The 12,278-nt window shown below is 62.6% G+C and carries 10 protein-coding genes; 7 read left to right on the top strand and 3 right to left on the bottom strand.

Features of this window, described 5'->3' with window-relative positions; genetic code table 11:
- Positions 1–75: 75 nt before the first annotated feature.
- The 5 genes from D8U82_RS19050 (at position 76) to D8U82_RS19030 (ending at position 5,745) form a co-directional block, all read left to right on the top strand.
- The gene (locus D8U82_RS19050; RefSeq protein WP_130902739.1) at positions 76–1,152 is read left to right on the top strand and encodes a putative 2-aminoethylphosphonate ABC transporter ATP-binding protein; all 1,077 of its coding nucleotides are present in this window, start codon (positions 76–78) and stop codon (positions 1,150–1,152) included.
- Positions 1,152–2,876 carry a putative 2-aminoethylphosphonate ABC transporter permease subunit gene (locus D8U82_RS19045; protein ID WP_130902738.1) on the top strand — a complete coding sequence of 575 codons (1,725 nt, stop codon included), beginning with the start codon at positions 1,152–1,154 and terminating at the stop codon, positions 2,874–2,876. The genes D8U82_RS19050 and D8U82_RS19045 overlap by 1 nt, the downstream gene beginning before the upstream one ends.
- A gap of 37 nt (positions 2,877–2,913) precedes the next feature.
- Positions 2,914–3,939 carry a putative 2-aminoethylphosphonate ABC transporter substrate-binding protein gene (locus D8U82_RS19040; RefSeq protein ID WP_130902737.1) on the top strand — a complete coding sequence of 342 codons (1,026 nt, stop codon included), beginning with the start codon at positions 2,914–2,916 and terminating at the stop codon, positions 3,937–3,939.
- A gap of 118 nt (positions 3,940–4,057) precedes the next feature.
- Positions 4,058–5,191 (top strand): TIGR03364 family FAD-dependent oxidoreductase, encoded by a 1,134-nt coding sequence (locus tag D8U82_RS19035; protein WP_130902736.1) that lies wholly within the window; start codon positions 4,058–4,060, stop codon positions 5,189–5,191.
- Complete coding sequence (locus D8U82_RS19030; protein ID WP_130902735.1) at positions 5,188–5,745, top strand: phosphonate degradation HD-domain oxygenase; 558 nt, start codon at positions 5,188–5,190, stop codon at positions 5,743–5,745. The genes D8U82_RS19035 and D8U82_RS19030 overlap by 4 nt, the downstream gene beginning before the upstream one ends.
- Before the next feature lie 160 nt (positions 5,746–5,905).
- Here D8U82_RS19030 and D8U82_RS19025 read toward each other — a convergent pair whose 3' ends face one another.
- The gene (locus D8U82_RS19025) at positions 5,906–7,291 is read right to left on the bottom strand and encodes a GTPase/DUF3482 domain-containing protein (RefSeq protein WP_130902734.1); all 1,386 of its coding nucleotides are present in this window, start codon (positions 7,289–7,291) and stop codon (positions 5,906–5,908) included.
- Positions 7,284–8,657 (bottom strand): DUF2868 domain-containing protein, encoded by a 1,374-nt coding sequence (locus tag D8U82_RS19020; RefSeq protein ID WP_130902733.1) that lies wholly within the window; start codon positions 8,655–8,657, stop codon positions 7,284–7,286. The genes D8U82_RS19025 and D8U82_RS19020 overlap by 8 nt, the downstream gene beginning before the upstream one ends.
- Before the next feature lie 85 nt (positions 8,658–8,742).
- On the opposite strand from D8U82_RS19020, the gene D8U82_RS19015 reads away from it, so the two are divergent.
- Positions 8,743–9,255, top strand: a complete 513-nt coding sequence (locus D8U82_RS19015) for a dihydrofolate reductase (protein WP_130902732.1) — start codon at positions 8,743–8,745, stop codon at positions 9,253–9,255.
- A 93-nt stretch (positions 9,256–9,348) separates the two neighbouring features.
- Here the strand turns inward: D8U82_RS19015 and D8U82_RS19010 are convergent, their stop codons facing one another.
- Positions 9,349–10,740, bottom strand: a complete 1,392-nt coding sequence (locus tag D8U82_RS19010) for an L-cystine transporter (RefSeq protein ID WP_042606536.1) — start codon at positions 10,738–10,740, stop codon at positions 9,349–9,351.
- Between the two features lie 239 nt (positions 10,741–10,979).
- Between D8U82_RS19010 and D8U82_RS19005 the strand changes: the two genes are divergently transcribed.
- On the top strand, positions 10,980–12,035 hold the full coding sequence (locus tag D8U82_RS19005) for a haloacid dehalogenase-like hydrolase (protein ID WP_125925424.1): 1,056 nt from the start codon (positions 10,980–10,982) through the stop codon (positions 12,033–12,035).
- Positions 12,036–12,278 lie beyond the last annotated feature (243 nt).

Below are 12,278 nucleotides of genomic sequence, written 5' to 3'. Positions count from 1 at the left end.
GTTTTTGCCTCGCTGCCACATGACGGACGCATTACAACTCTAGGATTGGCCTCATCCGTTTGCTGAGGTCCGTCCATGAATCCTGCCATCGCAACTGCCCTGACCAACCCCGGCGCGCCGATGAAAGTGCGCGGCGTGCACAAGCGTTTCGGTGCGTTCACTGCGCTGGATAACGTCTCCCTCGACGTCGCCGCCGGCGAACTGGTGTGCCTGCTCGGCCCGTCGGGCTGTGGCAAGACCACATTGTTGCGCTGCATTGCCGGGCTGGAGCAGCAGGACAGCGGCGAGCTGTATCTGGGCGATCGCGATGTCTCGCACCTCGCCGCGCAAGCGCGGGATTACGGGATTCTGTTCCAGTCCTACGCGTTGTTTCCCAATCTGACGGTCGAGGCGAACATTGCCTACGGCCTCGCCGGCAGCGGCCGCGATGAAGTGCGCCGGCGAGTCGGTCAGATGCTGGAACTGGTCGGCCTCAGCGGCAGTGAGAAAAAGTACCCAGGCCAATTGTCCGGCGGTCAGCAACAGCGGGTGGCGCTGGCTCGGGCCCTGGCGCCGTCGCCGTCGCTGTTATTACTCGACGAACCGATGTCGGCCCTCGACGCGCGGGTGCGCGAGCATCTGTGCACTGAGCTGCGTCAGCTGCAACGCAATCTCGGCATCACCACGCTGATGGTCACGCACAATCAGGACGAAGCGATGCTGATGGCCGACCGCATCGCGGTGATGAACAACGGTCGCGTAGAGCAGTACGCCACCCCGCAGGAAATCTACAACCGCCCGGCCACGCCATTCGTGGCCGAGTTTGTCGGCCAGGGCAACTGGCTGCCGTTTCAGCGCAGCAGCGACAGTCACGCCCAGGTTGGCGGGATGAATCTGCGCTTGGCCGAGGGCAGCGTACACGGCGCTTCGGGTCGACTGTTCTGCCGCCCGGAGGCGATCAACGTCAACCCGCTGGTGCACGAAGAGAACCTGTTCCCGGCCAAGGTTCGCGAAATCACTTTCCTCGGCAACCGCTGCCGGATGAGCTTCGAACTCGATCAACTGCCGGGCCATGCGCTGCTCGCCGAGCTCGCGCCAGAAGCCATGCCGCGCCTCGGCGCCCAGCAGATCATGGTCGCCTTGCCGCCGCGCAGTTTGCAGGTGTTCGCCTGATGAACAGCAACCTCGCGCTGCCGCTACCGCACAAGCAGGTGCGACAGTCCTCGAAAGCCGAGATCGGCGATCGCCTGTTCGTGGTCGGCGGCAAAGTCGTTCTGCTGGTATTGCTCGGCCTCGCGGTGCTGCTGCCGTTGCTGGCGATCTTCTGGCGTGGCTTCAGCAATGACGCCGGGCAGGGCGGTGGCTGGCTCGCCGCGAAAGAGTTGGTGACCAGTGCCAATTTCCACTGGCTGCTCGGCAACAGCCTGAAAGTGTCCCTCAGCGTTGCGGCCATTGTCGTACCGCTGGCCTACCTGTTTGCCTACGCACTGCAACGCACGCTGATTCCGGGCAAAGGCATCTGGCGCGGGATTTCCCTGCTGCCGCTGATGGCGCCGTCGATGCTGCCGGGAATTGCGCTGGTCTATCTGTTCGGCAATCAGGGCATGTTGCGTGGGCTGCTCTCGGACAATATCTATGGGTTCTGGGGCATTGTGCTGGGCGAGGTGATCTACACCTTCCCGCATGCGCTGATGATTTTGCTCTCGGCGCTGTCGCTGGCAGATGCGCGCCTGTTCGACGCCGCTTCGAGCATGGGCGCCAGCCCGGCCAAGGCGTTTCGCAGCATCACTTGGCCGGCGACTCGGCAGGCAGTGTTCGCCGCGTTCTGTCTGGTATTCACCCTGACCATCACTGATTTCGGTGTGCCGGTGGTGGTCGGTGGCGACTATCAAGTGCTGGCGCTGGAAGCCTACAAAGCCGTGGTCGGCCAGCAGCAATTCGGCCGCGGCGCGTTGATCGGCATGGTGCTGTTGCTGCCGGCGCTGTTCAGCTTTGGTGTCGATGCATGGCTGCGTCGGCGCCACGGCGACTCCATGAGCGGGCGCGCGCAGGTGTTCAAACCGCTGCCGTCCAGGCTGCGCGACGGCTGCTATCTGGCGATCGTTTTGCTGATTTGCGCCGCGCTGCTGCTGGTGTTCGGCATGGCGGTGTTTTCGTCGCTGGTGAAGTTCTGGCCGTACAACCTGTCGCTGTCGCTCAACCACTATCAGTTCAACGAGACCGCCGGCGGTGGCTGGCTCGCCTACGGCAACAGTCTGAAAATGGCGCTGGGCACCGCGCTGATTGGCAGCGTGCTGATTTTCACTGGTGCCTATCTGATGGAGAAAACCCGCACCCAGCGCGGGCTCAACCTGGCTTTGCGCATGCTCAGCTTCGTGCCGATGGCGGTGCCGGGGCTGGTGCTGGGCCTGGGTTACGTTTTCTTCTTCAACCTCAGCGGCAATCCGCTGCACGTGCTGTACGGGACGATGACGCTGCTGATCGTCTGCACCATTGCGCACTATCTGACCACCGCACAAATGACCGCGACCACCGCGCTGCGCCAGCTCGACGCCGAGTTTGAAGCCGCCGCGCTGTCGCTGAAGGCGCCGCTGTACCGGCATTACCTGCGCGTCACCGTGCCGATCTGCCTGCCGGCGCTGCTGGACATCGTGCGCTACCTGTTCGTCTCGGCGATGACCACGGTGTCGGCGGCGATTTTCCTCTACAGCCCCGACACCATCCTCGCGGCGGTGGCGGTGCTGAACATGGATGACGCCGGCAACGTCGGCGGTGCGGCGGCGATGTCGACCCTGATTCTGATCACTTCGGCCGGCGTGTCGCTGCTGCTGGCGTGGGCTTCGCGCGGCCTGTTGCGCCGTTCCCAGGCCTGGCGGCAAACCGCGCCCGGTCACTGATTGCAAACCCGATCAACTCATCTACAGGAAAACGCTCATGTTCAAGCCTATGACCCTGGCCGCTGCTGTGCTCGCGACTTTCAGCCTGAATGCCTTCGCGGCAAAAACCGAGTTGACGGTGTACACCGCCCTCGAAGCCGAGCAACTGAAGTCCTACAAGGAGGCCTTTGAAAAGGCCAACCCGGACGTCGAGATCAAATGGGTGCGCGATTCGACCGGGATCATCACCGCCAAACTGCTCGCCGAAAAGGCTCGTTCGCAGGCTGACGCGGTGTGGGGCCTGGCCGCGTCGAGCCTGGCGATTCTCGACCAGCAAGGCATGCTGCAAAGCTATGCACCGAAGGATCTCGGCAAGATCGGCGCGAACTACCGCGACGCCGCCAACCCGCCAGCCTGGGTCGGCATGGACGTGTGGGCCGCGACCATTTGCTTCAATACCGTCGAGGCCGAGAAGCAAGGTCTGACCAAGCCCGTGAGCTGGCAGGACCTGACCAAGCCTGAGTACAAGGGCAAGATCGTCATGCCTAACCCGGCGTCGTCCGGCACTGGTTTCCTCGACGTGAGCGCCTGGCTGCAAACCTTCGGCGAGAAGCAGGGCTGGGCGTATATGGACGGCTTGCACCAGAACATCGGCCAGTACGTTCACTCCGGTTCCAAGCCGTGCAAGCTGGCGGCGGCGGGGGAGTTTCCGATCGGGATTTCCTTTGAATATCCAGCGGTACAGCTGAAACGCCAGGGCGCGCCACTGGACATCATCCTGCCGAAGGAAGGTCTGGGCTGGGAGATCGAAGCGACGGCGGTGATCAAAGGCACACCGCATGAAGAAGCGGCGAAGAAACTCGCTGATTTCTCCGCCAGCGCCGAGGCGATGGATCTGTACAAGGAGAACTTCGCTGTTCTTGCGCAGCCGGGGATTGCCAAGCCACAAACCGAATTGCCAGCCGACTATGAGCAGCGTCTGATCAAGAACGACTTTGCCTGGGCCTCGAAGAATCGCGACGAGATCCTGGCTGAATGGCGCAAGCGGTATGACGGCAAGTCCGAAAAAGTTGTCGCCAAGTAAGATCTTTATCGACTGACAAGGCCCCTTCGCGAGCAGGCTCGCTCCCACAGTTGCAATGCTGTCCCCTGTGGGAGCGAGCCTGCTCGCGAAAGCGGTTTCTCATTCAGAGCACCTCTACATGACACAACCCAAAGACCTGCTCATCATCGGCGCCGGCATCCTCGGTCTGTCCCACGCCTATGCCGCCGCCAAACGCGGCCTCAAAGTCGCGGTATTCGAACGCACCGCCACGCCCCTTGGCGCTTCGGTGCGCAACTTCGGCCAGGCGCTGGTCACCGGTCAGCCGCCCGGCATCATGCTCGAACTGGCCAAGGCCAGCCGCGACATCTGGGGCGACTGGGCGCAACTTGCCGGCCTGCAGGTCAAGCGCAACGGCTCATACCTGTTCGCCCGCAGCGAGGCGGAAGAACAGCTGCTCGAAGCCTTCTGCGCCGGCCGCGCGGTCGAGCATGGCTACAACGTCGAGCTGCTGCGCGGCGCAGCGTTGCGTGATCTGTATGGCGGCCAGTTCAGCCATCAGCGCGCCGCGCTGCACGGTGTCGATGATCAGCAGTTGTACTCGCGCGAAGCGATTCCGGCGCTGATCGACTACTTGCGCCGCGACCTCGGCGTCGAGTTTCACTTTTCCACGCTGGTGCGCGGTGTCGAGCCGGGGCATCTGCACAGCACCGCCGGCAGTTTTACCGGCAAGCAGATCATCGTCTGCTCCGGCCACGATTATCAGACCCTGCTGGCCGAGCCGATTGCTGCGCTCAATCCGCAGATCTGTCGTTTGCAAATGCTGCGGGCCAGACCAAGCATCGAGTTGAACCTGCAACACGCCGTGCTCACCGGCCTGAGCTGCGTACACTACGGCGCCTTCGCCGATCTGCCGCAAGCCGCAGCGGTGCAGGCGCAGATTCTCCGTGAACAACCGCACCTGCACGCCAACGGCATTCACCTGCTGATCAGCCCGACGCCGTATGGCGAACTGATCATTGGCGATTCGCATCATTACGGCAGCGATGCGTCACCGTTCAACGCCGAACAGGTCGACAATTGGATGCTCGAACTCGCCGAGCAGACGCTGGGCTGCCAGGTGCAAGTGGTCGAACGCTGGCAGGGCGTCTATGGTGCTCGTGGGCCTGGTCCGTTTTCTTTCCTGCGCCCGGCACCGGGCCTGAGCGTGGCGCTGATGCACACCGGCGTCGGCATGAGCGTCGGCCCGGCGCTGGCCGAACGCAACATCGCGCAGTTACTGGAGCAAGCATGAATCAAGAACAGGTGATCGCCCGGGTGTTCGGCCTGTATGAACGCTTCGGCGCGAGCGATTACATCGGCGAACCGGTGTCGCAGCTCGAGCACATGTCCCAGGCCGCAGAACTGGCCATGGCCGAAGGCTGTGACGATGAAGTGGTGCTGGCGGCGTTCTTTCATGACATCGGCCATTTGTGTGCCGAGGGCGCGGAAAACATGGGCGGTTATGGCGTGGTCAGCCATGAACGGCTCGGTGCGGATTATCTGCGTGAGGCAGGTTTCAGCGAACGGCTGGCGCGACTGGTGGAATATCACGTTCAGGCCAAGCGCTATCTGACCTTGCGCGAGCCGGGGTATTACGCGCGGTTGAGTGAGGCGAGTCGCAGGACGCTGGAATATCAGGGCGGGGTAATGAGCGCGGCTGAGGCGGATGCGTTCGAGGCTGATCCGTTGTGTGCGCTGAGTTTGCGCATGCGGCGCTGGGATGAGTTGGCGAAGGAGGTTGCGGTGCCGCTGGTGGATCTGAGTGTGTTAAAGCGCAAGGCTGGGAAATTGTTGTCGGCTGAGTGAATGCAGCCCTCACCCCAGCCCTCTCCCGGAGGGAGAGGGAGCTGATCTCCGTGCTTTTCAAACCTGAGTTCGACTGGATATCTCAGGTCGGTGTATGACCCAAGAGCAACACAGTCGGCCCCCTCTCCCTCCGGGAGAGGGCTGGGGTGAGGGCAAAGGCCTACAGCTCAAGCACTTTCCCCTCCAACGCCACAACCTGCTCCTGCCTTTCCGCCTGATTCAACTTCGCCTGCGGATTGAGCGACGACCACTGCGGATGCGCGCGCGCCTTGTTCAGCGCTTCCGGCAACTTGCCTTCGCGCCAGGTCTTGTCCACAGGCGTGGCCACCTGAATGCTGTCCATCGCCGCATGCCCGCGCTGCGCCAGCGCCAGTAACAACTGGCGCTGGCGCAGCGCCAACAGGCGCAGCACGGCGTCATCCACCGTCAATTCCCGCTGGCCTTTGATCTTGCCGAGCAGGCGACTGCCATAACTGCGCGCCGTTTGCAGCGCACCGCCGGCAATCGCGCCGGCCAATGCTGCTGCGCCGAGGGTAATCCCGCCGACCAGCAAATCCACACCAGCACCGGCCGCCGCACCGGCCGCAATGCCGCCGCCGACGCGCACGCCGAGTTGCTTCAGGGTTTCCGGGTTGAACAGGTCATCGCCCCAGCGCCCGTCGAGCAACGGCAAGTCACTGGCCGCCGCGTCCTGCGGGCGAAACGCGTAGAGCTTGAGCAGCGCCTCAACGCACTTCTGCTCGCGCTCGCGCACGGCTTTACGCAGTTCGCTGATCGCCTGCTGCTCCTGCTCGGCTTCGCTGACCACACTGCGCCGGCACGCAGCGCAGTCGATCAGCAATTCGGCAATCAAGCGCGCGGCGCTTTGCTGACGGGCGAGGCGCTGCGCCTGCTGGTCGGCGATCAACCGCTCCAGTTGCGGCCGGGCGTTTTCCAATAGCAGGGCGAGGCTCTCGTACAAGCGCCGCTCGCCATCTTCGGGCGGTGCGACGCTGTCGAAACGTACCAACGCATGCAGCCCCAACCGCGCCAGCGCCTCGCGCCAATCGGGTTCGCGATGGTTGGCGCTGCTGACGAAATTCAGCACCGGCAGTAGCGGTTTGCCGCAACTGGCGAGCACTTCCAGCTCGTCGCGATACTTGGCCAGCACCGGTTCGCGGGCGTCGATCACATACAGACCGGCATCGGAGGCCAGCAGTTGTCGCAGTACCTTGGCCTCCTGCTCGAAACGCTGGCGCGCCTCGCTGCCGTCGAGAAACCGCGCCAGTCGTGCCGGGCCGTCGAGGCGTTCGCCGGGGCGTTCCAGGCGCTCGAGAAAATCCAGCAGGGCGATCGCATCTTCCAGCCCCGGCGTGTCGTACAGATCGAGCAACGGCTCGCCGTCCACCGACAACCGCGCGCCTTCGACATGTCGGGTGGTGCTCGGCCGGTGCGAGACTTCGCCGAAGCCAACGTCACGGGTCAGCGTGCGCAGCAGCGAGGTCTTGCCGACGTTGGTGTGGCCGACCACCGCGAGTTTCAGCGGGGCTTTGCGTGCATCAGTCATGTCCGCTCTCCAGCCAGTTCATCGGCGCGCAATCGGCAAACGGCAGGTCCAGTTGTTGCAGCGCCGCGTGCCAGTCACCCAGACGTTGTCCGTCCAGCGCTTCGCCAGGCGGCGCTTGCAGCAGCCAGATGCGAGTGGCGCCGGCGTTGCGCGCGAGTTCGGCGATCAGCGCGAGGCTGCCGCGATCCGGCGAACGTCGCGGATCACAGGCGATGGCCAGCCGCGCCGGCGGGAAGCGACTGAGTTGTTCGAGCAGTTTGTGCCGCGATTCGCGACTGTCGAGGATGCCCGCGTTGCTGACGTTTTTCGGCAGCACGGGTGGCCACGGACGCTGTTCGTCCAACTCGATCGCCACCAGAAGCGCGCCTTCACTGGCGCGTTCGCCGACGTTGCTTTCGATGCGATGCAGTTGCGCCGGCTCCGGGTCGTTGACACCAAGGCGCTCGCTGGTCGGCATCAGCCTTTCGCGCAGTTGCGCGTAGCCGGGCAGATTCAGATCCAGGCGCAGCGCGGCTTTGCCGCGGTTCCAGCGCCACAGGCAGAACAGCGCGAGCAGCAGGCGCGGCAGCACGCCGTAGACCACCAGCACACCGACCAGCCAGGTCGCCCAGGCCTGTCGCGCGCTTTCAATATCCAGTGCGCCGGCGCCGCTGGCGCGGATCATTTCCTCGGTCGGCACGTTGAAGCCGAGCAGCGACGGCAAATAGCCGAGGGCCTGGGTGACGTGAATAAAGGTGTCGGCACCGAGGATCGTGGTTTCCCAGACAAAGCCGTAGCGCCGGGTGGCCATCAGCGTCAGCAGCAGAATCAGCGCGCTGAGCATCGCCAGCAGCCACAGGCCATTGACCAACGCGCCGAGTGCCCAGCGGTTGAGTTTCTTGCGTTGCAGCAGCAACAGCAGGGCCGGCGCCAGTTGCGCGGCTTTGGCGTCGCGGGCGAATTTTTCGCTGAGCCACAGCCACAAGCGCCCAAGGGTGGCGCGGTGTTCGCCAGCGAAAATCAAGCCCAGCGCCCAACTCAGCAGCAAAATCAGATTGATCCCGAGCAGACTGCCCAGCGCCCAGAAGACATTCACCGGCGTTTGGCCAAGTGCGGCGAAAGCCAGGCCGGCGCCGCTGAGCACGGCGAAAATCATCAACAGCACCAGCGCCAGGCGCGCGCCTTGCAGCCAGTGCTTGAGGGCGGCGGTGAGCCCGTCACGCTCGGCCAGCCATAGCGCCCGGCGCGCAATGCGGCTCGGCAGATCGCCGCCAGCGGCGCGGGCCAGACGATTGGCTTCCAGATCGTCCAGCGGCCCCGCGTGTTCTTCGCGCAGGCGGATGGTTTCGGTGAGCCAGAGGTTTTGCAGTGGAGTCAGTTCAGTCACGCGGCGTCCCGTCGCTAAATCGAGCGCTGAGCATAACCGCTGTGGCGCTTATCGGGGTAAGCGCGGCTCTGGTATCCTCGCCGGCATGACTAAATCACTGCCCCTCAGCCTGATCGCAGCCCTCGGTGAAAACCGCGTGATCGGCGTCGACAACAGCATGCCCTGGCACCTGCCGGGGGACTTCAAATACTTCAAGGCGACCACGCTCGGCAAGCCGATCATCATGGGTCGCAAGACCTGGGATTCGCTCGGCCGGCCGCTGCCGGGGCGCTTGAACATCGTGGTCAGCCGCCAGACCGATCTGCAGCTCGAAGGCGCCGAGGTCTATCCGTCGCTGCAAGCCGCCGTGGCCCGCGCCGAGGAATGGGCGAAAGCCCAGGGCGTTGATGAACTGATGCTGATTGGCGGCGCGCAGTTGTATGCGCAGGGACTGGCGCAGGCCGATCGGCTGTACCTGACCCGCGTGGCGCTGAGCCCGGAAGGGGATGCGTGGTTTCCAGAGTTTGACTTGAGCGAGTGGAAACTGGTCTCGAACGTGCCGAATCCGGCAGAGGGCGATAAACCTGCATATAGCTTTGAGGTCTGGGAGAAAGCCTAACAGCTTCGCGAGCAGGCTCGCTCCCACAGGGGAACGCATTTCAGTGTGGGAGCGAGCCTGCTCGCGAAGAGGCCCGCTCAGTCGCTGAGAAGCTTAAGCCTGGGCCAACTCTGCGTGCTCATCGGCATCCAGCAGCGCTTTATCCGTCTGCTGCATGACCTGACTGGTAATCGCCCCTGCGGTAATCGAGCCACTCACGTTCAACGCCGTGCGACCCATATCGATCAGCGGCTCGACTGAAATCAGCAGTGCCACCAGTGACACCGGCAAGCCCATCGCCGGCAGTACGATCAGGGCGGCGAACGTCGCGCCGCCACCGACTCCGGCCACGCCGGCCGAACTCAACGTGACAATCGCCACCAGCGTCGCGATCCACAACGGATCCAGCGGGTTGATGCCGACCGTTGGTGCGACCATCACCGCCAACATCGCCGGGTACAGGCCGGCACACCCGTTCTGGCCGATGGTCGCACCGAACGAGGCAGCGAAACTGGCGACCGACGACGGAATACCCAGGCGGCGTGTCTGCGCTTCAATGCTCAGCGGAATGGTCGCCGCGCTGGAGCGACTGGTGAAAGCAAACGTCAGCACCGGCCAGATCTTGCGGAAGAAGCGCAGCGGGTTGATCCCGGCGGCCGACACCAGCACGCCGTGCACGACGAACATCAGGCCCAGGCCGATATACGAGACCACGACAAAACTGCCGAGCTTGATGATGTCCTGCAGGTTGGAACCGGCGACCACTTTGGTCATCAGCGCCAGCACGCCGTAGGGGGTCAGCTTCATCACCAGACGCACCAGACGCATCACCCAGGCTTGCAGGGTGTCGATGGCGTTGATCACTTTCTGACCTTTCTCGACGTCGTCCTTGAGCAGTTGTAGTGCAGCAACCCCAAGGAACGCGGCAAAAATCACCACACTGATGATCGAAGTCGGCTTGGCCCGGGCCAGGTCGGCGAACGGGTTCTGCGGAATGAACGACAGCAGCAATTGCGGCACATTGAGGTCGGCAACCTTGCCGGCGTAGTCGTTCTGAATGGTTTGCAGGCGCGCCATTTCCTGAGTGCCGGCGACCAGACCTTCAGCGGTAAGGCCGAACAGGTTGGTCAGGCCGATGCCTATCAACGCCGCGATGGCGGTGGTGAACAGCAGCGTGCCGATGGTCAGGAAACTGATTTTGCCCAGCGACGAAGCGTTGTGCAGGCGTGCCACGGCGCTGAGGATCGAAGCAAACACCAGCGGGATCACGATCATTTGCAGCAACTGCACGTAACCGTTACCCACCAGATCGAACCAGCCGATCGAGGCTTTCAGCACCGGGTTGCCGGCACCGTAAATCGTGTGCAGCGCAACGCCGAACGCCACGCCGAGGACCAGTGCAAGCAGGACTTTTTTCGCCAGGCTCCAAGTGGTGTGGCGGGTTTGCGCCAGACCGAAGAGCAGGGCGAGGAACACCAGCAGGTTGAGAATCAGCGGTAGATTCATGAGAACTCCAGTAAAGACTGTGCCAACAGCCATCCGGGGCTGCTGCGAACCGGCAAGCCTAACAGCTTGATTTGCAATGATTTAATACCGAAATGGCTGGGCAATCGTCGTTTTTGGAATAAGCGCGTGTCGCTGTCGGCAATGCAACTGACGCGCAGGGGACGCAAGCGGTCGCTGACAGGCGAGGGTTGTCACACTGATTTGTTAGCGTCGAATTCTTTGCATCGGGGAGTAGCGCTATGAAAATTGCACGCACGTTGTTGGCTGTAGCACTGGCGGCTGGCCTCGTCGGCCAGGCATTGGCCACGGACCTCAAGCATTGGCCGGCAGATCAGGCCAAGGCGCTGGACGCGATGATCGCTGCCAACGCCAACAAGGGTAATTACGCGGTGTTCGACATGGACAACACCAGTTACCGCTACGACCTCGAAGAATCCTTGCTGCCGTTCATGGAAAACAAGGGCCTGATCACCCGCGACAAGCTCGACCCCTCGCTGAAACTGATGCCCTTCAAGGACACCGCCGAGCACAAGGAAAGCCTGTTCAGTTATTACTACCGGCTCTGCGAAGTCGACGACATGGTCTGCTACCCATGGGTGGCGCAGGTGTTCTCCGGCTTCACCCTCAAGGAGCTCAAGGGCTACGTTGATGAGTTGATGGCTTCGGGCAAACCGGTGCCGGCGACGTATTACGAAGGCGATGTGGTGAAGAAGCTCGACGTCAATCCGCCGAAGATCTTCACTGGCCAGCAAGAGCTGTATAACAAGCTGATGGAGAACGGCATCGAGGTTTACGTGATGACCGCCGCTTCAGAGGAACTGGTGCGTATGGTCGCGGCGGATCCCAAGTACGGCTACAACGTCAAACCGCAGAACGTCATTGGCGTTTCACTGCTGCTCAAGGATCAGAAGACCGGCGAGCTGACCACTGCGCGCAAACAGATCACTGCCGGCAAATATGACGAGAAGGCCAACCTCGGCCTGGAGCTGACGCCGTACCTGTGGACCCCGGCAACGTGGATGGCCGGCAAGCACGCGGCGATCCTCACCTACATCGATGAATGGAAAAAACCGGTACTGGTCGGCGGCGATACCCCGACGAGCGACGGTTACATGCTGTTCCACGATGTCGATGTGGCCAAGGGCGGCATTCACTTGTGGATCAACCGCAAGGACAAGTACATGACGCAAATCAACGGCATGATGGCCAGGCACGCAGCGGCGCAGGCCAAGGAAGGCTTGCCGGTGACAGCGGACAAGAACTGGGTGATCGTCAAGCCGGAAGAAATTCAATAAAAGCAGCTGCAAGCTACAAGCTACAAGCGGCAAGAAAAAGCAACTTGGCTCTTGCTTGAAGCTTGCAGCTTGAAGCTTTTGATCGTTCCCACGCTCTGCGTGGGAATGCAGCCCGTGACGCTCCGCGTCACTGGACGCGGAGCGTCCCTTGAGGCGTTCCCACGCAGAGCGTGGGAACGATCACCTTTGCTTGCAGCTTGCAGCTTGCAGCTTGCAGCTTGCAGCTTGCAGCTTGCAGCTTGC

The organism is Pseudomonas sp. Sample_23 (assembly GCF_004307595.1).
Lineage (GTDB): Bacteria > Pseudomonadota > Gammaproteobacteria > Pseudomonadales > Pseudomonadaceae > Aquipseudomonas > Aquipseudomonas atacamensis.
The sequence above is the reverse complement of the archived record's forward strand: the minus strand, read 5'-3'. Positions and strand labels throughout refer to the sequence as shown.

Excerpts from the sequence above, each read along its gene's own strand:
- D8U82_RS19050 (WP_130902739.1), top strand. The coding sequence starts at position 76 with ATGAATCCTGCCATCGCAACTGCCCTGACCAACCCCGGCGCGCCGATG.
- D8U82_RS19045 (WP_130902738.1), top strand. The coding sequence starts at position 1,152 with ATGAACAGCAACCTCGCGCTGCCGCTACCGCACAAGCAGGTGCGACAG.
- D8U82_RS19040 (WP_130902737.1), top strand. The coding sequence starts at position 2,914 with ATGTTCAAGCCTATGACCCTGGCCGCTGCTGTGCTCGCGACTTTCAGC.
- D8U82_RS19035 (WP_130902736.1), top strand. The coding sequence starts at position 4,058 with ATGACACAACCCAAAGACCTGCTCATCATCGGCGCCGGCATCCTCGGT.
- D8U82_RS19030 (WP_130902735.1), top strand. The coding sequence starts at position 5,188 with ATGAATCAAGAACAGGTGATCGCCCGGGTGTTCGGCCTGTATGAACGC.
- D8U82_RS19025 (WP_130902734.1), bottom strand. The coding sequence starts at position 7,291 with ATGACTGATGCACGCAAAGCCCCGCTGAAACTCGCGGTGGTCGGCCAC.
- D8U82_RS19015 (WP_130902732.1), top strand. The coding sequence starts at position 8,743 with ATGACTAAATCACTGCCCCTCAGCCTGATCGCAGCCCTCGGTGAAAAC.
- D8U82_RS19010 (WP_042606536.1), bottom strand. The coding sequence starts at position 10,740 with ATGAATCTACCGCTGATTCTCAACCTGCTGGTGTTCCTCGCCCTGCTC.
- D8U82_RS19005 (WP_125925424.1), top strand. The coding sequence starts at position 10,980 with ATGAAAATTGCACGCACGTTGTTGGCTGTAGCACTGGCGGCTGGCCTC.